The organism is Paenibacillus jamilae (assembly GCF_050482105.1).
GTDB classification, from domain to species: domain Bacteria; phylum Bacillota; class Bacilli; order Paenibacillales; family Paenibacillaceae; genus Paenibacillus; species Paenibacillus jamilae_B.
This window is the reverse complement of the sequence record NZ_JBCNHI010000016.1, coordinates 1-21,075: the sequence shown is the minus strand read 5'-3', so window position 1 is coordinate 21,075 and position 21,075 is coordinate 1. Positions and strand designations below refer to the sequence as shown.

The 21,075-nt window shown below is 47.5% G+C and carries 16 protein-coding genes and 1 rRNA gene; 13 read left to right on the top strand and 4 right to left on the bottom strand.

Going from position 1 to position 21,075, the window contains the following annotated elements:
- Positions 1–58: 58 nt before the first annotated feature.
- The gene (locus ABEW32_RS13875) at positions 59–4,348 is read right to left on the bottom strand and encodes a S8 family serine peptidase (RefSeq protein ID WP_430188526.1); all 4,290 of its coding nucleotides are present in this window, start codon (positions 4,346–4,348) and stop codon (positions 59–61) included.
- Positions 4,349–4,710: 362 nt separating this feature from the next.
- Here ABEW32_RS13875 and ABEW32_RS13870 point away from each other — a divergent pair, with 362 nt between their 5' ends.
- Positions 4,711–5,646 carry a manganese-dependent inorganic pyrophosphatase gene (locus tag ABEW32_RS13870; RefSeq protein WP_430188525.1) on the top strand — a complete coding sequence of 312 codons (936 nt, stop codon included), beginning with the start codon at positions 4,711–4,713 and terminating at the stop codon, positions 5,644–5,646.
- A gap of 68 nt (positions 5,647–5,714) precedes the next feature.
- On the opposite strand, the gene ABEW32_RS13865 is transcribed toward ABEW32_RS13870, so the two are convergent.
- From ABEW32_RS13865 to ABEW32_RS13855, 3 genes are all read right to left on the bottom strand, one after another.
- Complete coding sequence (locus ABEW32_RS13865) at positions 5,715–6,638, bottom strand: alpha/beta hydrolase (RefSeq protein WP_430188523.1); 924 nt, start codon at positions 6,636–6,638, stop codon at positions 5,715–5,717.
- Positions 6,623–7,174 carry a MarR family winged helix-turn-helix transcriptional regulator gene (locus ABEW32_RS13860; protein ID WP_430188521.1) on the bottom strand — a complete coding sequence of 184 codons (552 nt, stop codon included), beginning with the start codon at positions 7,172–7,174 and terminating at the stop codon, positions 6,623–6,625. The genes ABEW32_RS13865 and ABEW32_RS13860 overlap by 16 nt, the downstream gene beginning before the upstream one ends.
- Positions 7,175–7,284: 110 nt before the next feature.
- On the bottom strand, positions 7,285–8,247 hold the full coding sequence (locus ABEW32_RS13855) for an ATP-dependent DNA ligase (protein WP_430188519.1): 963 nt from the start codon (positions 8,245–8,247) through the stop codon (positions 7,285–7,287).
- Between the two features lie 194 nt (positions 8,248–8,441).
- Here ABEW32_RS13855 and ABEW32_RS13850 point away from each other — a divergent pair, with 194 nt between their 5' ends.
- The 12 genes from ABEW32_RS13850 to ABEW32_RS13795 form a co-directional block, all read left to right on the top strand.
- The gene (locus ABEW32_RS13850; protein WP_013369011.1) at positions 8,442–8,717 is read left to right on the top strand and encodes a GNAT family N-acetyltransferase; all 276 of its coding nucleotides are present in this window, start codon (positions 8,442–8,444) and stop codon (positions 8,715–8,717) included.
- A gap of 292 nt (positions 8,718–9,009) precedes the next feature.
- Positions 9,010–9,573 (top strand): DUF420 domain-containing protein, encoded by a 564-nt coding sequence (locus ABEW32_RS13845; RefSeq protein WP_430188517.1) that lies wholly within the window; start codon positions 9,010–9,012, stop codon positions 9,571–9,573.
- Between the two features lie 184 nt (positions 9,574–9,757).
- Positions 9,758–11,032 (top strand): ABC transporter substrate-binding protein, encoded by a 1,275-nt coding sequence (locus tag ABEW32_RS13840; protein ID WP_430188516.1) that lies wholly within the window; start codon positions 9,758–9,760, stop codon positions 11,030–11,032.
- 64 nt (positions 11,033–11,096) lie between these two features.
- Positions 11,097–11,978 carry a carbohydrate ABC transporter permease gene (locus ABEW32_RS13835; protein WP_430188514.1) on the top strand — a complete coding sequence of 294 codons (882 nt, stop codon included), beginning with the start codon at positions 11,097–11,099 and terminating at the stop codon, positions 11,976–11,978.
- Complete coding sequence (locus tag ABEW32_RS13830) at positions 11,978–12,868, top strand: carbohydrate ABC transporter permease (RefSeq protein ID WP_430188512.1); 891 nt, start codon at positions 11,978–11,980, stop codon at positions 12,866–12,868. The genes ABEW32_RS13835 and ABEW32_RS13830 overlap by 1 nt, the downstream gene beginning before the upstream one ends.
- Before the next feature lie 50 nt (positions 12,869–12,918).
- Positions 12,919–14,745, top strand: a complete 1,827-nt coding sequence (locus ABEW32_RS13825) for a protein O-GlcNAcase (protein WP_430188510.1) — start codon at positions 12,919–12,921, stop codon at positions 14,743–14,745.
- Positions 14,746–14,840: 95 nt separating this feature from the next.
- Complete coding sequence (locus ABEW32_RS13820; RefSeq protein WP_430188509.1) at positions 14,841–16,382, top strand: DUF4127 family protein; 1,542 nt, start codon at positions 14,841–14,843, stop codon at positions 16,380–16,382.
- Positions 16,383–16,387: 5 nt separating this feature from the next.
- A complete protein-coding gene (locus tag ABEW32_RS13815) occupies positions 16,388–17,107 on the top strand; it encodes an N-acetylmannosamine-6-phosphate 2-epimerase (protein WP_430188508.1) in 720 nt (239 codons plus the stop codon).
- Positions 17,085–17,924 carry a MurR/RpiR family transcriptional regulator gene (locus ABEW32_RS13810; RefSeq protein WP_430188506.1) on the top strand — a complete coding sequence of 280 codons (840 nt, stop codon included), beginning with the start codon at positions 17,085–17,087 and terminating at the stop codon, positions 17,922–17,924. Before ABEW32_RS13815 ends, ABEW32_RS13810 begins: the two co-directional genes overlap by 23 nt.
- Before the next feature lie 122 nt (positions 17,925–18,046).
- A complete protein-coding gene (locus ABEW32_RS13805) occupies positions 18,047–18,982 on the top strand; it encodes an ROK family protein (RefSeq protein ID WP_430188505.1) in 936 nt (311 codons plus the stop codon).
- A gap of 25 nt (positions 18,983–19,007) precedes the next feature.
- Positions 19,008–20,618, top strand: a complete 1,611-nt coding sequence (locus ABEW32_RS13800) for an FAD-dependent oxidoreductase (protein ID WP_430188504.1) — start codon at positions 19,008–19,010, stop codon at positions 20,616–20,618.
- 389 nt (positions 20,619–21,007) lie between these two features.
- Positions 21,008–21,075: ribosomal RNA gene (locus ABEW32_RS13795) — 16S ribosomal RNA — on the top strand; the annotation flags it as partial.

Sequence of the window (21,075 nt, the reverse complement as noted above, 5' to 3'; positions counted from 1 at the left end):
ATAGCCCCCCGAACCGCTAGTTTTGGTGATACAACGGCTCGGGGGGCTTTTTTAATTGTTAGTTAATCAGCGCAGCTTTTTGTAAAAGCACATGCAGCACCTTGGCAGATGCCTCACGTGTTGTAGGTGCATTTGGCTGGAAGTAGGAAGCGCCTTTAATCGTCGCTCCGTTAATAATCCCTGCTGCACTTACCTTTTCAATACTGTCCTTGGCGTAGCCTGCAAAGGATGAAGAATCATGGTACGGTGTGTGCGCAGGACCATCGGCTGTTGTTTTGATTTGAAGCAGGTCTACTGCTTTACCCAGCACAACAGCAATTTCCTGACGACTGATATTTGCGTGCGGATCAAACTTGTCGTTGTTGCGGCCTGTAATCAACCCAGCCTCATAAGCGGCTGCCACATCGCCGGAATACCAGCTACCTGCCGGAATATCACTGAAGGGTGCAGTAGTACCCGGTGTCAGGCCAAGTGCCCGGGTGACCAAGGCTGCAAATTCTGCACGCGTCACGTTTTGCTTCGGTGAGAATGTCGTGTCGGTTGTGCCGTTAATTAGCAACTTATTCGCTAGCGATCGAATTTCGGATTGGGCATACGACGATGAAATATCTTCAAAGCTAACAGGACGTGTCGCCGCTGCATACGTGGAGAAGCCCGGACGACTTACCTTAACGATGGTAGATCCATCAGCTTGCTTGGTGAAGACGGATGGAACGGGATAGACATTTCCATTCGCCGTATAGAGTGCACCGGCTGTATTAGGATCAATTTGACCAGGTACGGTAAAGGATCGGCTAATGAACTGTCCTGGGGCCACCTTGAGCGGTTGACTCTTGCCACCAGTGATAACGTTGGCCTCAAACCCTACCGGGGTGCCGAGCACATTTGAGCCTTTAAGCTTGCTTGTGAATGTGCTGCTCGGCTCTGCCTGACTGCTGATGACCACTTCAATGCCTGCACCTTCAGGTGCATTTTTTAGAGCAGATACTGGCAATGCCAGGGAAGCACCTGTATTGCTCACAATCAGGCTGCTTCCTGCTGCGGCTTTGCCCAGCGTTGCCAGCTGCGACGAAGTGAGTGATGCTTTAGTCGTTTGGCCTGGTTGGCTAGTAGCCGACAATACGATAGCTGCCGGGCTGGAGCCCGCTGCTGTCACGGCAGCCTGCAGGTCTGCATTAGCTACTGTCAGTGACTGTACATTATTGTTCAACACAACGGCTGTAGGCACAGCTTTTACAGCTTGTCCTTGCTTCACTACGCTTTGCAGTGAAGGTGCAGATGTAGCGACAGGGGTGGATGCGTTCGTTGCAGCAGAAGGTGTGGTATTGCTTCGGCCGCCACCGCCACCACCGCCGCCGCTACTACCAGTGGATACGGCGCTATTATCTACACGGATCGATTTAGTAGCAGTGAACAGTTTAGGACCATCGGTATTGCGTTCGACTTCTCCTTTTTCATTCAGTTCTGGAGAGCTGACTTCCAGCTTGTACACGCCATCCTTCAAGTGCTGAATAACAGGCTGACCGTTAACATCCAGAACAGGCTTGCCGTTGTCATCAAATTCAACATAACTTCCGTTAATCCCCTTAAAGGAATATGCGCCTTGTTTGAGGCGAGCATTAGCTCCTTGTTCCTTGGTAGTGGCAATCCCATCAATCAGACCGATTAGTTTATCATCTAATCCGTATACATAGAGCGCGATCTGATTGGTTTTATCTGTGGTCAGACGGAAAGTCAAATCTGTTGTGCGCTCCGCACCTGTACGACTTGGATAAATAATCGGGTTCGTGAAACTTAGATCCTGCAAGCCGAAGCCTGTCGTGGGGTTTTCTTTGCCGACATGCACAACGAACGGAAGATGAAGTGTCGGCTGTCCAGCGCTTTTTAAAATAACTTCTCCTTCATATACACCTGTAGCTGCATTTGCGCTCGGTTGTACAGACAGGAAGAACGGTTGTGACTTGCCAGGTTCTGCCGAGATGGCTCCATTCGCACCGATACCCTGCAACTGAACGGCAATGTTGCTCACATCAGGGGTAGCAATAGGCTTCGTCGGATCAGAGGTGACATTATCATGTAAAACATAGCTAGCTTCATACTGTACAGTGTTAGCAGACAAGTTTTTGAGTTGAAGCTGAATTTGCTTCGCATCACTACCCGGTCTTAACACCCCGAAGCTGGCGGAAGGATTGTAATTCACAACCTCTTGACGATTAAAGTTCTTGTCAAGAATCGTAATCTTTTCAACGGTTTCCAGCAGGGCTGGAGTCTGAATCGCATTCGCGATGTTTACAAGACCTGCACCTTGGGAATACACATCATATTGGATTTTATCCTCATCAAAGAGTGTAACCGAAGTATTTGCCAAAGCAGCGCGGATATCAAACGGTGTCCAGTTTGGATGCTGCTGCTTCAGCAACACAGCAAGTCCAGCCACATGCGGAGATGCCATACTCGTTCCGTTGCTGCGCTTGTAAGCTTGCTCATAGGATGCATCCGGATAGAACTTGGCGAAGGCAGGGTACGTCGACAAAATGCCAACACCCGGTGCGCTTACGTCTGGCTTGATGCTTAGCAGTTCATCTCCATTGGGTCCACGGGAGCTAAAATCGGCCATGGTATTACCTGAATGATCTGTTCGAATATAGTCTGCACCAAAGGAAACGGAGAATTTTTCTCCAGCGTTGTCTACGATCTGTTTAGCCAGCGCGCGACCTTCCTTACCTTTCATGTCAAAGGTCGGAATAAAGTCAAAGCTGTCACCCAAATTGGAATTTACGTAGTCATCGCGACCTGAAATGCTTTCCCCCAAATCAGCTTTGGTGATGTCACCAGGTTTCGTATTTCCATTGAAAACAATGACGGCTTTTGCGCCGTTTTCTTTCGCATTTGCGATTTTATCCACGAATGCCAAGTTGCCCCGTGAAACGAGGACAATTTTGCCGGCTACGTCTTTTCCTTCAAAATCATCAGGTTGTCCCAGATTAGCATATACAAGCTCATAAGGGGCAGTTCCCATAACGGAGGCAAAGTCCTCTCTGCCTGTCTCCCAGCCCATCAAATTAAAGTCGTAATGTGCATAGGTATCAGTAGTTACGGTTTTCTTTAATTCACCGTTGTCCTCCCAATAGGAGTCGCGTGTCACTGAGGCTGTGCCTGAGAAGCTCTTGCTCGGTGAAGTGGCTGCACCAACGGAAATCGCTAGTTGGGATGTTGCGGGAGAACCCATGGAATAAAAATAGGGTCCTTGTTGTGCAGCGTTACCGTTCGCGATGACCGCGACTACTCCAGAAAGTACCGCATTATTGATGGCGATGGCATCCGGGGAGTTGGGATCTTTTTCAGAATCTGAGCCCAGCGACAGGTTGATGACATTCATGCCATCCTTGACAGCACGTTCAATACCGTCAATGACCTGAGCCGAGGAACCAGAGGAGCGACCGGTCTTGGTATTGCGTCCAAGCACCTTATACACGTATAAGTCCGATTTATAGGCAATGCCTTTTTGCACAATATCCGAGGATTTATTTGCAGCTTTCCCGGCAATTGTACCGGAGACGTGGGTTCCGTGTGTCGTTCCGCTAAAACCTGTGCCATATGGATCATTTTCTTTTTCAAGGAACGGTTCCTCGTAAGGATCATTGTCCTGTTCAAAAGAGTCATATCCGCCTTTGTAGGCTTCTTTCAAATCCGGATGCTCATAATCGATACCGGTATCAATAACCCCGACCTTAATTCCCTCGCCATTCAATCCTTTGGCCCAGGCTTCAGGCACACCAATTTGATCCAATGGAGCATTGTCATAAGTCGCTTCATTGGCTGTAAGTGTTGGCGGGTCCTGTACGGGGATGGAATAATACGTTTTGTTTTCGTGAATAGATTTTACGCCAGGTAGCTTAGCCAATTCTGGAATTTTATTGGCAGGCACCGTAACCTCCAGTCCGTTAAGCACCGTGTTGTACTGGTAATTCACTTGGAGAGAAATACCGTGCTCAGCGGCTTGGTCTACGAACGTTGTTTGCTCGGTGGCGATCGCAGATTCGGCTTTTTGCTCGGATTGAGCGGTGAAAGCTTTGGCACTTGAACGGGCCGCATATTTGTCCACAGCCAGGGGCTCACCATCAAGCTGTACGATGACTCTAACCTGACGGGAGGAGTCTGTACTCAGCTCAGGTGAGATGAAGGCTGGAGCGGCCTCCATAGTTAATGCCTCCTGAGCTTTTAAAAATGAGTCAATTGGCAGATCTGCAGTAGCAGCAGAACTGAAAGACGGTAGAGATAAGCTTACCGTCAAGGCAAGAGCGAGTGATACGACAGGTATTTTTTGCAAAATGATCGGCTTTTTCAAAGATTCCCCTCTTTTCAATCAAAATATGATATCTCTACATACTAGGATTTGAAGCCACTGCCGTTGTTCTCACGCCTCCCTTAATATCTAAAATAATAGAATTGACCACTGGTGACTAACTTGCCAGTTTTGAGGCATATCTTACCATATTGGTGGGATATATTACTATATGTTTTTTATATTTTTAGAAAAATTAAGGTTAACTTCACATATATATTCCATGGAAATGTTATGAATTTACTAGATTATTTTTGAAATCAATCGAAGGGGAATGGGAGAATGCTAGATTTAATGATATAATCTGCATTGGAATTGTTGAGGTTTCACAATCACGTAAAATGCTTAAAGCGAAGGAGTCGATTATGTTGGCAAAAACATTGATTTTTGGGCATAAAAATCCGGATACGGATACCATTTGCTCAGCTATTGCTTATGCAGACTTGAAAACCAAACTGGGTGCGGACGTAGAGCCAGTTCGTCTGGGCGAGGTTAACGGGGAAACGCAGTATGCGCTCGATTATTTCAAAGTGAACGCGCCGCGTCTGGTTGAGCAGGTTGCTACTGAAACAGACAGCGTCATTCTGGTCGATCATAATGAACGCCAGCAAAGCGCAACGGACATTGACAAGGTACGCGTAACTGAAGTCATCGATCACCACCGGATCGCTAACTTTGAAACAAGCCAGCCGCTGTACTTCCGCGCTGAGCCAGTAGGTTGCACAGCCACCATTTTGAACAAGCTCTACAAGGAAAATGGTGTAGCCATTCCCAAAGAAATCGCAGGTCTGATGTTGTCCGCGATTATTTCTGATTCCCTGTTGTTCAAGTCCCCGACTTGCACAGATCAGGATGTAGCCGCTGCCCGCGAACTGGCTGAAATTGCTGGTGTGGATGCAGATCGTTACGGTTTTGACTTGCTTAAAGCGGGTGCTGATTTGAGTGGTCACACGATTGAGCAGTTAGTAAGCTTGGACGCCAAAGAATTCCAGATGAATGGACGCAAAGTGGAAATCGCACAAGTGAACGCAGTAGACGTAAACGACGTATTGTCCCGTCAAGCTGATCTGGAAGCTGCTTTGTCCCAAACCATTGCAGCCAAAAATCTTGATCTGTTCTTGTTCGTCGTAACAGACATTGTGAACAGTGATTCCATTGGTATTGCGCTGGGAAGCCAGGCTCAGGCAGTTGAAAAAGCCTACAATGTACAGTTGGATGACAACAAGGCTGTTCTGAAAGGCGTCGTATCGCGCAAATCGCAAATTGTACCTGTATTGACTGAAGCTTTTAACAGTTTGTAATGATAAAAAATAAGCCTCCTGAACCCGACTGCATGAAGGCAGTGGAAGCAGGAGGCTTATTTTTATTTTTATTTCTTCAGCTCTGCCAGAGTGTCCTCGTTACGAAATTCAAATGCCAATTTCAACTGGTCGCTCATCAGGTGCCAGGCACTTTCAGCTACAGCGAGATCCCCGCTATGAGTAAAAGCATGTGCGGCGCCCATGTATTTCTTATACGTTACGGGCACATCCGCTTCAATCAGCCGCTTGGCGTACAACTCGGCTTCATCAGCCAAGGAGTCTAGCTCGGCTGTTATAATCAGAGCAGGAGGGAGATCGTGTAGTGATTCTGCGTAAATAGGAGAAACCAACGGATTTCGCGCCTCATCTGGCGAGCGCAAATAGCTCTCATTAAAGATCTTTGCTATGCGAGGCGGAATCGCCTTCTCAAATTGGGGCTTCAGCTTGGGATCTGTAGCAATATCCAGTGGCGGGTAATCCAGCACCTGATACACAATCGGGAACTCCTTGCGATCCCGGGCCATAAGACACAGCGCTGCTGCAAGATTACCGCCTGCGCTATGTCCGCCAACCGCAATGCGCTGAGGATCGATGTTCAGCACGTCAGAATGCTTGTACACCCAGTGGGTCACATCATAGCTTTCCTGTAGCGGAATAGGGAATTTATGCTCAGGGGCCAAACGATAATCCACATTAACGACGATGCAATTTGCACGTTCAGCAATGACCGGGCACCAGGGGTCATCCATTTCAGCACTGCCCATAATGAAGCCGCTACCATGAAAATTAACGAATACAGGGAGTGGATCAGCAGAGCGGAGGGATGGCTCATATATGATCACCCTGGAATCACCTACAGAGGTAGGGATCATCCTTTCTGTCCGATGTACTTTGGGAGAATGCGAAGGCTTGAAATCGGATGCCGTTATCATTCGGCCTGCCGATCTGCGGGCAAGTTTGACGAACAGATTTTGTCTCAATCTTCGCACCATTTGTCTTTCTCCTCTCTGAGGGAGCTGGGGGTGGTTAGACGCGCACTTTTAACATCTTCAAACGCATCTCGTACGCGTGACAAATAGGTCTGAAACTGGCAGAGTTCTGATTCAGTAAAATCTGACATCAGACGTGAGGCCAGTCCTATGAAAAAGGGGTCCATCTGCTGGATTTTACTTCTTCCTTTATCGTTCAGGGAAACAAATACTCCCCGCTTGTCATTGGGATCGTCATATTTATTAATAAATCCTTCTTGTTCAAGAGAAATCACCATAGAACTGATTGCAGCTCGACTGACACCCATCTTTTCAGCCAAAGCAGAAGGAGACGACATTTCATCTCTTTGCGCTGAAAGTACACAGAGTGCAATATATTGCCCGTAGGAGAGACCAAATTCACGCGAACGTTTTTCCATATTTTTTCTTATTTCGTATGTTATAGAAAATAAATCTACCAAAACACCAATCGGCTTATTGCCACCTGGAAATAGATTATAGGCCAGTTGACGAATTTCGGAGTCCAAAAAAAAGAACATGCGATCCACCTCGATGTAGTTAATTAGTTAACTGTAATTTAATTAACCACTGGTTGCAATGATTTATACAAACTTTGTTCTGCATTTTTTGAAAAAATATCGGTAAAACGTCACTTCCAGGGTCCGATGCACTGTTCAATGCCTTGTTCCACAAGAGCTTGGATGGAGGGTTGACGCAAGGTGCGTCCTTCTTGCCACCGCCACTCACTATATTGAATTTTGGCGGTAAACATGGGCTTTACCCAAAACGCGTCTTGATGACGATCCGGTTTATTGATAAACGGTCGCTCTGATAGAGTATGAGGCAGCAGACGCTCGGTAAGCTGGCGCCAATCTCCACGAGTCAGCTTACCTGTACCCACGTGCCCGATATAGCGTAGCCGTCCTTGTTTATCATACTGGCCCAGCAATACAGCATTGATCACCCCGCCGTTCAGGGTATAGCCACCGATAACGGCAATGATATCACCATAATTTTTGACCTTGACCCATCGTCTGTCCTGTCCGGCCAATGTGTAAGAACTGTCCAGTTTTTTGCACACAATACCTTCCATACCTTGGCTGCATATGACCTGAAAAAGAGCTTGTCCATCAGGATGAGCAGGAGTCAGTTGAATCCGTTCATTCGGTATGATGATCTGATTCAGCAGTTCAAGCCTTTCCTGTAATGGCTTGCGATGAACCCATTCCCCATTCAGGTATACAATATCGAACAACATGTAAGTAGCGGGCACGGCCTCATAGGCTGCCTGAATCCGATCCGTCCGACGAATCAGATCCCGGCGCATAATTTCATGGAACGACGGTTTTCCGTCGGCACCAAGTGCGATCATTTCCCCGTCCAGAATGACTGAATCTGCTCTGCAGTAGGAGGAAAAGTGAGCAAGTTCCGGGTAGAGCAGTGTACGTTCATGCTGCTTGCGATTGAACAGACGCGTGCTGCCCTGATCGTGATACGTTAAAATTCTTGTACCGTCCCATTTTATTTCGTAACGCCAAAGGCCTGCCTCTACAGGGACCTTTTCGCTCAGTTCCGGTTCAAACGGGATGACAGGCTTCATTTCCGTATCCAACCTAGCACCTCCCTTTACCTTAAATGGAATAAATATAGTGTCAACGAAAGCTCCATTTTTATGTATGTCATGTTTCGCTTTTCCCTAAATAGGGGAATGATAAGGATATCCAGCGTGGGCATCAAGTGATTGCAGTGATTCGCTCGCATGGTGTTGTTACGGGATTTTCTTCAGTCAGAAAGGGGATTGGTCTCATGAGACAAATTCGTGAAGAGGACCATGCAGTAGTCATGGTGGATGATGGACAGGTAGTTGCAGAAGTAGGTTATAAATCCGTAGATGACCACTCTTTGGTGATTGATCATACATTTGTATCCGAGCAGTTGCGAGGCCAAAAAATTGGTAAGGAGCTTATCGACAAAGTTGTTGCTATGGCCAGGGAACAGCATAAGAAAGTAATTCCTGCTTGCTCGTATGCGCTGGCTCTGTTCAAGCGCCATCAGGAATACAGTGACGTCTGGCAACAATGAGTATGGCCACTCAGGCAATGTTATTGCATGGCCAAGACAACACCGGAGTGGGGAACGATCCCTTCCCGGTGTTTTTTGTGTGTATAAAGCTTGTAAGATGGATGCATTCTACCGTTGATACTAGCAGGTAAGAGCGGTTTCCGAATTGATGAAGCATATTTTCTGAAGAATGGCTGTGAAATTGTTCATACTGTTGTCACTTCACAGGCTATCTATGAGTTCTATATAATATATTATGGTTATGACCACAAAAATAACGAAAACCTGAATTTAAACGAAGGAGACGCTCATAATGAATAAAGCGAGTGAGGACAAGCAGTACGTTCCAACGAGCAACCGTAATTTTACAGCCTTGATTATCACTGTTTCCATTATTGCCAATGTGATTATTTTGCTGCTGTTCTTTTCGCCGATCGGATACCAAGGGAGTGTGAGTTTTGATATCACCATTTTCCCTAGGTTGAATGCGATTTTTAACAGCTTCACGTTTATTTTCCTGGTGGCTGCATTGGTTGCGATTTTCAAGAAAAACATTAAGGTGCATAAAACCTTTATTCTGCTGGCCTTCGCCAGTACTGTTTTATTTTTGTTTTCCTATCTGACCTTCCATTACATTTCGCCGGAAACTGCAAAATATGGCGGTGTGGGTATCCTTCGCCCGATTTACTTTACGCTGTTGATTTCACATAGTATACTGGCTGCGATTATCGTACCGCTGGCGCTGTTCACAGTAGTATGGGGATGGACGATGCAGGTAGCAAAACACCGTAAAATTGCGCGCTGGACGATGCCTATTTGGCTATATGTGAGCTTGACCGGGGTTCTGGTGTACGTTTTTATGGCTCCATATTATTAATAATTGCAGATCCTCTGCGGGTTGATTTGAAAAGCATGGCGTCTCTGTTGAAGAGGCGTCTTTTTTGTATCCAATAAAAGAAAAATTATTCCTTTTAAATTTATTTTATTGAAAAAATGTTCCTTCCATAACGGTATTTCTGTTATAATTTACCTTAATCAACTAAGAACAAGGGGGTCACCATGTGACAAAGAAAGCGAAAGGCAGGTTACGGTTGCTTGTATCTATGCTGGCGCTGGTTGTACTGCTGAGCGGCTGCGGTGGAGGAGGCTCAAAGTCGGAAAAGGTAGACGGAGGGAAAGTAACACTGCAATTTTGGACCATTGCGCTACAACCTACATTTACCCCGTATTTTAATCGGGTTATTGCCGATTATGAGCAGAAGAACCCTAATGTCAAAATTGATTGGAAGGATTACCCGTATGACGCAGTGACCAATAAGTTGTTGACGAGTATCGCCAGCAACAGCAGCCCGGATGTCGTGAATCTCAATACGGAATTTGCTAGCCAAATGGGCTCTAAGGGTGCTGTTGTTGATATGAATGAACACTTGTCGCCTGAGGAAAAGGCTGCTTATTTCGAGGGTATATATAACTCCACTGTAATTAACGGTAAAGCTTATGCGCTACCTTGGTACACTGGCACGGAAGTGCTTTACATGAATACAAAGCTGGTTAAAGCTGCAGGATTAGACCCTGCTCATCCGCCCAAAACGCGGGAGGAATTGTCAGAATGGGGCCGTCAGATTAATAGAAAAATCGGTAAGGCCGGCTATGCTCAGCAGCTTGTATCCAAGCTGTTTGCGGTTGACGGTATTCCTATTCTAAATAAAGAAAAGACAGCAGCAGCATTCAACACACCAGACACAGTCACCATGATTGATAATCTAAAAAAACAGATGGAAGATGGAGTCGTGCTTAAGGAAGATGCTGACTTCTCGCAGCAAGTGAAATATTATGCTGGCGAGCAGGTTGCCTTTGAGCTGGCGGGCCCGACATTCATTAATTTTATCAAAACGGCAGCGCCGGATGTATATAAGAATACGATCGCTGTCCCCGTCCCAACCGGCAAAGCTGACGTGCGGCTCTCCAACTCTATGGATCTGGTCGTACCTACCAAGTCTGCACATATAGACGAGGCTGTAAAATTTGCTGTTTTCTTAACAAATGCGGAGAGTCAAACGGCTTTTTCTAAAGAGGCCAATACTCTGCCTTCCACAAAAGAATCCATTAAAGACCCGTATTTTACTCAGTCTGACCAATCATTGGAGGCACAAGCCAAGGTAGTATCTGCACAAAGCTTGGATAAGGCGACGGATTATATGGTCGGTGTACCTAATGCCAAGGATGTGAACAGCGCGATCGCGCGAGCCTTGCAAAATGTTTTATTGAACGGAAGTAATACGAAGGAGACGCTTACTGCCCTGGAGCAGGAAGTGAACGACATTTTAAAGCAATAGGTATGACAGGGGAGTAATGCGAATACTCCCCTGTTCATTTATCAAAATCAGGTGGTGATGCAGCATGATCAAATGGTTGAGGTCGGAGTCCTTTACGGCCTGGGCCTTTATGACGCCGGGACTGTTATTGCTTGCCGTCTTTGTATTTTGGCCTATTATTTACAGCATTCCGCTGGCATTGACAGACTACTCTGTCATATCAGATACCCACTTTGTTGGCTTGGATAATTTTGAAGCGGCATTTAAGGACCGTAACTTTCTTATTTCGATTTGGAATTCATTGTTATACGTGCTCATTGTCCCCTTTCTCCAATTTTTCTCTATCCTGATGGCTGTGCTGGTGAACAGCCGTATCCCTGGAATTAAAATATTTCGTACGACCTACTACATCCCAGTTGTGACCTCGATGGTAGCTGTGGCCTTAATTTGGAGTTGGTTGTTGGGCAATAACAGCGTAGTGAACTATTTGCTTATACAGGTCGGTTTGATTAGCAAAGACATACACTGGCTATCGGACAGTAATTTGGCCTTATATGTATTGATGTTCATCACGATGTGGAAGGGACTCGGGTATTATATGATGCTCTATCTGGCAGGATTACAAAACATTCCTCAAGATCTGTACGAAGCCGCTAGGGTAGACGGGGCAAGTCGATGGCGTCTGATTATTCATATTACGCTTCCGCTGCTGAAGCCATACGTTCTGTTTTGTACCCTCATATCGCTCATGTCAGCTATTCGCGTATTTGATGAGGTATATGTGTTAACCAAAGGTGGACCGGGAACAGCCACATTGACATCCAGCTTGTATATTTTTCAAAAGGGAATGGAGCAGTTTAATTTTGGGTACGCGTCGGCACTGGGCTTAATTGTCGGTGCAATGATTGCGGTACTTAGTATGATTGTATTCCGATTCAATAGGAAAGGCGGTGTCAATCCCTATTGATGAATCTACAGAATGATAAAATGCTGCGTTCGTCTCTTCCTAAAAAAGAAAGCAGTCGTATCATGCGTAGGCTTGGTCGAGTGCTCAGAATGACGGTAATGTATGTCCTGCTAGTGCTACTCGCCATCTTCTTAATGGGACCATTCCTATGGCTGCTCAGTGTATCCCTCATGCCAGGCCGTAATATTTTTTCAACGCCGCCTGCGATTTTTCCAACCTTCATTGATTTCAACAACTATGTTCAGGTATGGCATTTCATGGATTTTCCAAAATATATGCTGAATACAGTCATCATTACGGTGTTGGGCGTTGTGCTCAATGTGGTACTGGCCAGTTTGACGGGATATCCCTTGGCTGTGTTTCGCTTTAAGGGTAAAAATGTGGTGTTTACGCTGCTGATTGCTACAATGATTATTCCTTCTTACACGGCATTTATTGTGCATTATCTGACCATTCAAGGGCTTCATCTAGGCAATACATATATGGGTGTGGTGTTGCCTGGCGCAGTCTCTGTGTTCAACATTTTCCTCATGCGGCAGACGTTTATTCATATTCCCGCCGATGTGCGCGATTCGGGTAAAATGGACGGCGCTTCGGAGTTTCGGATTTGGTGGCAACTGGTGCTTCCGCTAGTCAAGCCGGCGCTTGCTGTGATTTCTCTGTTGGAGGCCATGTCATTCTGGAACAGTTTCCTTTGGCCTATCGTTATTCTGAACGATACGGAGCTTTACCCGCTGGCAGCTGCGCTTACGTATCTCAATGGTCAGTTTGCCTATAACTTTGGCTGGATTGCTGCAGGCACAATGATTTCAGTATTGCCGATCATTATATTGTTCCTGTTCACTCAGCGTTATTATATGGAAGGCTTGGCGGGAGCCGTAAAAGGCTAAGTCAGAGGTCACGGCTACGGAGAGCGCGTAAATGGAAGGAGACGATTGCGATGGAACTGTCCAGAGGAATGAAGTCTAATTCAGGTGGAGGGCTAACAGCACAGGAGGTTCAATATTATTTTCGTGATGTGTATGACAGTGGGGACAAATTGGTTATCGCTGAACCGAACCTGATCTGTGAACTGTCCTCTCGCTTTGCGATGAATCAGGAGTATGAAGGTGTGCTGGACCCCGAGGGACCGATCCGACTCATTGCACCTCCGGGGCCCGGTGTTCCGACTGAAACAAGGGGAAGCGTGAAGTTGATGCTCGAATATGACGGAACGCTTACTGCCGATGGATATCGTTTGGACATTCAGAAGGAAGGCAGGATTGAAATCCATGCATCCAATAAAAGAGGGCTCAAATACGGCATGGATGCCCTGCATCTTCTGCTTCAAGTAGAACAGGAACGATGTACGCTGCCGGTGATGTCTATTCGGGATGAGCCCTCCTTTCCGGTCAGGGGAATCATTGAAGGCTTCTACGGGAAACCGTGGAGTTTCGCGGATCGGCTGGATGCCGTCCGTTTTATGGCTGTGCATCGGATGAACACGTTCATGTATGCTCCCAAGGATGATCCATATCATCGTGAGCTATGGAGGGAACCGTACCCTGAGGAGATGTTTGCCCAAATCCGCGAATTAAAGGAAGCCTGTGAACGGCACGAGATTGATTTTCATTATTGTATCAGCCCAGGGAATGACCTGAACTTTGGCAGCGATGAAGATTTTCTCAAATTGACGGAGAAGCTGGCAGCCATTATAGCAATAGGCGTGCGTCATTTTTCTGTATTAATGGATGATATTGATTACGTACTTAAAGGGGAAAATCAGCTTTTGCTGGCCCGTTCGGGTCATGCCCATGTCTTCTTGACGAACAAGGTTCATACTTGGCTGGCTGAACGGCTGCCTGAATTTACACTGACGGTCTGTCCTTCAGAATATTGGTCCTATTGGGATACCGAATACAAAAGGGATTTCCGTGAGCGACTGCATCCAGAGATTAAGGTGTTCTGGACAGGGTACTTTGTATTTGCTCCACAGATTGGTCGCCAGCATGCTGCCGATAATCATGCATTTTATGGGCATGAGCTGTGGCTGTGGGATAACATCCCGGTGAATGATTGTGACCATGATCGGTTATTCCTTGATCCACTGCGCGGACGGTATTCCGGTCTTCCAGCTTGCGGACATACCGGCATGGTAGCCAACCCGATGAACCAGTGGGAGTGCTCCAAGGTGACGCTCATTACGATGTCCCACTACATGTGGAACAGTGAGCGGTATATGCCGGAGCTATCGTGGGAATGGGCTGTACGGGAGTTAGCAGGGGAGCACACAGATGAACTGATGTTTTTCTGCCGCCAAAACAAGAACAGCCGACTGGGCGGCAACACGTATGAGGACGTAGACCGTGCATTGCAAAAGCGTGATATCCCTGCGCTGGATATCTACTTTGAGCGGCTGCTTCACGTGGTGAGCGCCCTACAGAATATATCTGCCGATGATCCGGCGGCAGGCTTCGTGGCACAGGCGGCGCCTTGGCTGGAACGTGCCAAGTTGGACGTGAGCCTGTGGCAGGTGCTACGCCAAGCTGCCCTCGACAGCGAGCGCCAGAACGATGTGCGGTCGCAAGGAAGCCACATGCAGAGCGAAGCAGCTGGCGGGCAAGAGTCGCCTCGTCTGACGGACGAGGTCGTGGACGAACTACGACGCGGTATCACGGCTTGCCTGGAAGCGGAGGCTCGACTGGGGAGCGATCCGGCGATCCGTGCCGCCGCGCAGTGGGGCTATGTCGATCAGGATGAACAAGGCAAATATCGACTGATCTTGTGAGAATTGATGATGGTTAAGGAACAAGACAGCATAGCTGCCTTGAAAATTACCATTTGACGTTAGAATAACGGTAATTTCCAGGAGAGGTGGAGCGTATGGTGAAGCCAAATACCCGATTACTTTTTGTGCCGCTGGATGAGCGGCCCTGCAATTATCAATTCCCTTACTTACTGGCACAGGGCACAGACCTTGAAATGGAGCGCCCTCCATTGGAATGGATGGGACAAAAGAAAACCCCTGGTGATACGACCCGACTATGGGCGTGGCTTGAAGAACGTGCGGCGACTGCTGATGGAGCCATTATTGCGATGGATACGCTGCTGTACGGGGGGATCGTACCCTCTCGGCTACACGGAATGTCGAGTGAGCAGGTCACGGACAGGGCCAATCGTCTTCGTCTGTTGAAGCAGCTATACCCGCAATTAACTCTGTATGCATTTCAATTGATTATGCGTTGTCCGCAATACTCTTTGGCTGATGAGGAACCAGACTACTATGCTGATTGGGGCCGTGAGATATTTAGAAAAGGCTTCATTGAGCATCGTCAGGAGCTAGCGATCGCTACCGCAGAAGAATTGCTGGAATTAGCAGACATCGACAAGCGTTTGCCTACAGAGATTTTGGACGATTATCTAGGGCGCCGCCGTGTGAATTTGGAGGCCAATCAAGTAACACTAGAGCTGGTAGCAGAAGGCGTTATTGATTTTATGATCATCCCACAGGATGATTCGGCTCCCTACGGCTATACCGCCAAGGATCAACAGCGACTAAGAAGTCGTATTTCCGAGCTTGGGCTGGATTTGAAAGTATACATGTATCCGGGGGCAGACGAAGTGGGTTGTACGTTGCTAGCTCGTTGGGTGAATCGGACGAATCATGTAGTTCCATTGGTATATCCTCGATTGTCTGCTTTGCAGGGGGCGTTCGTAGTCCCGCTTTTTGAGGATCGTTATTTTTACGAAACGTTAAAGTATCAGATTATAGCGGCAGGTGGGCTGATTGCTTCCTCAGCAGCGGAGGCTGATTTGATTTTGCTGGCTAACACGCCTGGCGACACGATGGCAGAAGCTTCATCCCAGCAGCATGCGATGGCCGGATATGATGTACACCGGAATCTGATAGAGCTGGTTGAATACGGTGCTCATATGCAGCATGATGCAAATAAAAATATTGCAATTGCTGATGTAGCCTACGCCAACGGTGCCGATCTCAAGCTGCTTAGACTATTGAAGCAAAAAGGACTGCTTTTTAAGCTGGCAGGCTATGCAGGCTGGAATACCAGTTCTAATACGCTCGGTACTGTCATTGCCCAGTCCATGCTTTATGTCCGCTATGGTCCTACGAAGGAGCACCTGAACTTTCTGGGGTTGCGCTACGCTGAGGATGCCTGTTATTGCGCTGTGGTACGTACAGCAATGAATAATGGAGTTGTGGAACAGATGGGTTTTAACAAATTTATGCTCGATGGACCTAGAGGGTCTGTAGCTGCGGTCATTCGCGGACGGCTGGAACAAGCGCTCGATGAATATGTGAATGGACCAGAGGACCGCGTGGAAATTACAGATTGCTACATGCCGTGGAACCGTACCTTTGAAGTTGGTTTGACCGTACGGCATTATGCCGAGAAAAGGGAGTGATTCCAATGGAGATGGAAGATATATTATCCAAGGTTCGGCATGGACTGATCGTTTCCTGTCAGGCGCTACCTGGCGAACCGTTGCATGGAGCAGATTTTATGGTCAAAATGGCGCTTGCTGCGCAACAGGGTGGAGCTGTAGTGATTCGTGCTAATGGCGCATCGGACGTACGTGCAATTAAACAGGCAATTTCCCTGCCAGTCATTGGTTTGATTAAGCGGGATTACGATGATTCAGATATTTACATTACGCCTACCCTTCGAGAAGTGGAGGAACTGGTGGAGGCGGGCGCGGATATCATTGCACTGGATGCCACATTACGACCGCGCCCAGCGGGGTGCAAGCTGAAGCGGCTCATAGATTACGCGCATGAGCACGGAGTCACCTCCATGGCGGATATATCGACACTGGAGGAGGCACTTCATGCAGCTTCCCTTGGTGTAGGTTGCGTATCCACGACGTTATCCGGATATACACCATACTCTGCTCAGCTGGAGGGTCCGGATCTGGAATTGGTTCGAAGAGCATCAGAGCTGGTTCCTGTTCCTGTAATTGCAGAGGGCAGAATCCATGATCCGACACAAGTAGAGGAAGCATTTAGGGCGGGTGCACATGCAGTGGTTGTAGGCTCGGCGATTACTAGGCCCCAATTGATTACGCAGCGGTTTGCCGATGCCGCAAGGAAGGCAGTGAAATGCATCTATGGAGATGAACGACCGAATTAACACGTATTATCCTTCATTAACGAAATCGGAGCAAAAAGTCGCTTTGTGCGTACTGGAGTGCCCTGCAGACATTATATATTTCTCCGTGACAGAGCTGGCTGACTTTGCAGGTACTGGCGAAACGACTGTCATGCGTTTTTGCCGGAAAATTGGTTTTAAAGGGTATCAGGATTTTCGACTGTCGCTGGCACAAAACCAGACTTATCGCAAAACCGATATGAGCGAGGAGAACATCGACCCAGATCACGAGCATGATATTACCCGTACGGTGTATCACAATATGCTTGATATTTTGCACTCCAGTATGGGACTCTTGGACCGTTCGGAGCTTAGTCGTGCGATATCATGTCTCGATCAAGCAGGCTATGTTCAATTTTTCGGTGTAGGGGCATCGGGAATTTCCGCACAGGATGCTAAAAACCGCTTTTTGCGGATTGGACGGCGCGCCGAAGCTGTGGCAGACGGACATATTCAGTCGATGATGGCGGTGTCCATGAGTCCTGGCGATGTCGCTATTGGCATCAGTGTGTCAGGAAGTACGCTCGATACGAACGACATGCTGCACAAGGCCAAGCAGAACGGTGCAACAGTTATCGCGATTACGAATTATGCAAAATCACCTATTACCTCCATTGCAGATATCGTTTTGCTGACCGCAGGGAAGGAAGCTCCAATAGAAGGCGGTTCAATTGGAGCTAAAATCTCGCAGCTATTCGTGATTGATCTCATCTGCGAAGGGCTTGCTCGCAAGCACACAAGCCGCACTAAACAGATGAAGGAAAAAACAGCGAGGGCGGTTATTGAACGAAGTTATTGAGATTCTGCAATTGCAGATTGGGATATGGCAGTTCGGGCAGTTCAACATGCTTTTCTATCTAATAGAAGGTTTGTGCTAAGAGACCGTGAGCTTTTATGTGGAGGAACAAGGAGGACATGGTGATGGCGGTCGCGTTGAACAAAGTCATTGGGATCGATATTGGAGGGACCTCCGTAAAGGCCGCCGTAGTGGCACAAGATGGATCGATTCTTGATGAAATTCGAGTGGATACAGATGCCTCCCGTGGGCGTGAATGGGTGCTGTCACGTGTGTCTGAGTCTATATCCAGACTGATGCGCTCTTTTGGAGATATCGGTGTGAGCATTCCTATAGGCATAGACGCTATAGGTATTGCTACTGCTGGCAGAGTGAATGTGGAGAGTGGTGAAGTTGTATATGCCACAGATAACCTGCCTGGCTGGCAGGGGACATCCTTGGTGACCTGGGCTAGAGAAAAGCTGTCTTTACGTGCGGTTGCTGATAATGATGCGAACGCTGCATTACTTGGAGAAGCGTGGCAGGGAGCGGGGAAGGGCAAGCAGCGCTTGGCCATGCTCACCTTGGGAACAGGGGTCGGAGGCGCGTATATGGAAAATGGCCTCTTGTGTAGAGGAGCTCATTGGAGCGGTGGAGATTGGGGCCACAGCATCCTATTTCCTGGAGGGAACCCTTGCAATTGCGGGAAAAAAGGATGCGCCGAGCAATATGTATCGGGCAGCGCTCTGTTACGCCGAGGCAGTGAACACACCGGCAAATTATATCGTTCGGGAAACGAGATTGTCACAGAGGCCGCTCACGGCAACATGGAGACAATTCAGGTGCTGGATGATTATACAGCAGATTTAGCCGTACTGCTGGCTAATATTTCGGTGACGCTTGATCCTGAGTTGATCATTGTTGGGGGAGGAGTGGCGGACGCGGGAGTGGTATGGTGGCCCTTGCTGGAGAAGCATCTGGACCAACTGGGAGTTCAAACAGAAGTAAGTCGGGCGATGCTGGGCAATCGGGCTGGATTCATCGGCGCTGCCAGGCTTGCTTTTGAAATGACGGAATCTTAGTACAAAAATGAAAGGGGAACGAACCATGACGCAAAAACGGCTCGAAGCTGATATTGTTGTGATTGGCGGAGGTCTGGGTGGGACATCGGCAGCCCTCGCAGCGGCGAAAGCTGGTATGAGAGTCATCATGACTGAGGAGACGGATTGGTTGGGAGGGCAATTAACCTCACAGGCTGTTCCCCCAGATGAGCATCGCTGGATCGAACAGTTTGGTTGCACAGCAACATATCGTCAGTTCCGCAATCGTGTACGCGAATACTACCGTCAGAACTATCCGTTAACCGAAGAAGCCTACAATGATCCGATTCTCAATCCTGGGAACGGCTGGGTCAGTCGTCTGGCCCATGAACCACGGGTAGCTCTACAGGTGCTTGAGGATATGCTTGCTCCTTATTTAAATACTGGACGCGTTCGTGTATATTATCACACCGTGCCTATTGCTGCTCAGACAGATGGAGATTCTATTACTTCTGTTACCGTCCGCACCTCGCATCATTCTGATCATAAGAGTGGCCTTAGAGTGCTACATGGTACGTTTTATCTGGATGCCACAGAGTGTGGTGATCTCCTTCCTATAGCGGGTGTGGAGCATACGAGTGGAGCGGAGTCACGGGCTGAGACAGGGGAGCCTCATGCACTGGAGTGTGCTAATCCTCTTGATATGCAATCCATCACGCATGTAGCTGCTGTAGACTACATCCCCCAGGAAAGCTTCATTATAGAGCGACCGCAACAATATGATTTCTGGAGAAATTATATCCCTTCCTTTTCCCGTTTCCCGATTTTGAGCTGGTTTGCTACAGATGCAGATGATACCAGTAAACTAAAACAGTTCACATTATTCCCTAACGATCAGGGGATTGTATCCTTATGGGATTATCGTCGTATCGTGGATCCCTCTATATGGAGCGAACCGCTAAACGATGGCGAGGTTACTCTTTTAAACTGGGCACAAAATGATTATTACCTAGGGCCGTTGATCGGCGTCACCGCTCAGGAGCAGGCAAAACATCGAGAAGGAGCGCGTGAGTTGACTCGTTCATTAATATATTGGCTTCAAACCGAAGCCCCCCGATTAGATGGAGGTTTTGGTTATCCGGGAATTCGACCACGGGGTGATTTTCTTGGGACTTCTGACGGTCTGGCTAAAACAGCTTATATTCGCGAGTCTCGCCGGATTGAGGCCAGGTATACGATCTCGGAGTTTGATGTAAGTCGTGAGCTTCGGGGTAAGGAGGGACCCAAACGGTATGCAGACAGTGTAGGTGTGGGCAGCTATCATTTAGATCTTCATCCGACTACGGTATCACAGCGAACCTTTTACATCCCTAACTATCCTTATGAAATTCCATTGGGCTCACTTATTCCTGTGAGAGTACGTAATTTGCTTCCTGCTTGCAAAAATATAGGGATGACTCAAATAGCCAATGGTTGTTATCGGCTGCATCCTACAGAATGGAATATAGGAGAGGCGTCGGGAAGCTTGGCGGCTTACTGTGTCACCAACGGAGTATATCCTATTGAGGTGAGTCGGTCAGAAGAACATCTTGGACGTTTTCAAAATATTCTTCTTTGCCAAGGTGTGGAGCTGCACTGGCCAGCAGAGGTGTTCGAACCAGAAGGAGTCACCAGCTAGTGAGGGGGCGGCTAGCCCCTTGACTGATTTAACGGGGCAGAAAATGAGTGGATTCATTCATAAAATAAAAAAAAGAAGAAAGTGCTTGCTAAGTTGCTTGGATATGTGATATATTATTTGAGCTGACAACAAAACAGCCGTTTCAAAAGAAGATAAACAGGGTGAAATGATCTTCGAAATAAAAGAAAAAATAACCCTTGCATTTTCGAAACGAACATGATATGATATTATAGCTGCTGAAAAACGCAGCGAAAAAGAATTTGATCTTTGAAAACTGAACAACGAGTGAGTAAATGATTTTGTTCGCAAAATCAAATTAAGAGATATTTTATCTCGTCAGTTTCAAAATGAGCTAATCGCTCTTTCTATAAACCAGCTTCGGTTGGTCTTTAATGGAGAGTTTGATCCTGGCTCAGGACGAACGCTGGCGGCGTGCCTAATACATGCAAGTCGAGCG

What these genes read in the sequence shown, in the direction of transcription:
- ABEW32_RS13810 (WP_430188506.1), top strand. Translation starts at nt 17,085, where the DNA reads ATGGAGATGAACGACCGAATTAACACGTATTATCCTTCATTAACGAAA.
- ABEW32_RS13845 (WP_430188517.1), top strand. Translation starts at nt 9,010, where the DNA reads ATGAATAAAGCGAGTGAGGACAAGCAGTACGTTCCAACGAGCAACCGT.
- ABEW32_RS13850 (WP_013369011.1), top strand. Translation starts at nt 8,442, where the DNA reads ATGAGACAAATTCGTGAAGAGGACCATGCAGTAGTCATGGTGGATGAT.
- ABEW32_RS13825 (WP_430188510.1), top strand. Translation starts at nt 12,919, where the DNA reads ATGGAACTGTCCAGAGGAATGAAGTCTAATTCAGGTGGAGGGCTAACA.
- ABEW32_RS13860 (WP_430188521.1), bottom strand. Translation starts at nt 7,174, where the DNA reads ATGTTCTTTTTTTTGGACTCCGAAATTCGTCAACTGGCCTATAATCTA.
- ABEW32_RS13830 (WP_430188512.1), top strand. Translation starts at nt 11,978, where the DNA reads ATGAATCTACAGAATGATAAAATGCTGCGTTCGTCTCTTCCTAAAAAA.
- ABEW32_RS13820 (WP_430188509.1), top strand. Translation starts at nt 14,841, where the DNA reads ATGGTGAAGCCAAATACCCGATTACTTTTTGTGCCGCTGGATGAGCGG.
- ABEW32_RS13870 (WP_430188525.1), top strand. Translation starts at nt 4,711, where the DNA reads ATGTTGGCAAAAACATTGATTTTTGGGCATAAAAATCCGGATACGGAT.
- ABEW32_RS13865 (WP_430188523.1), bottom strand. Translation starts at nt 6,638, where the DNA reads ATGGTGCGAAGATTGAGACAAAATCTGTTCGTCAAACTTGCCCGCAGA.
- ABEW32_RS13805 (WP_430188505.1), top strand. Translation starts at nt 18,047, where the DNA reads ATGGCGGTCGCGTTGAACAAAGTCATTGGGATCGATATTGGAGGGACC.
- ABEW32_RS13815 (WP_430188508.1), top strand. Translation starts at nt 16,388, where the DNA reads ATGGAGATGGAAGATATATTATCCAAGGTTCGGCATGGACTGATCGTT.
- ABEW32_RS13835 (WP_430188514.1), top strand. Translation starts at nt 11,097, where the DNA reads ATGATCAAATGGTTGAGGTCGGAGTCCTTTACGGCCTGGGCCTTTATG.
- ABEW32_RS13800 (WP_430188504.1), top strand. Translation starts at nt 19,008, where the DNA reads ATGACGCAAAAACGGCTCGAAGCTGATATTGTTGTGATTGGCGGAGGT.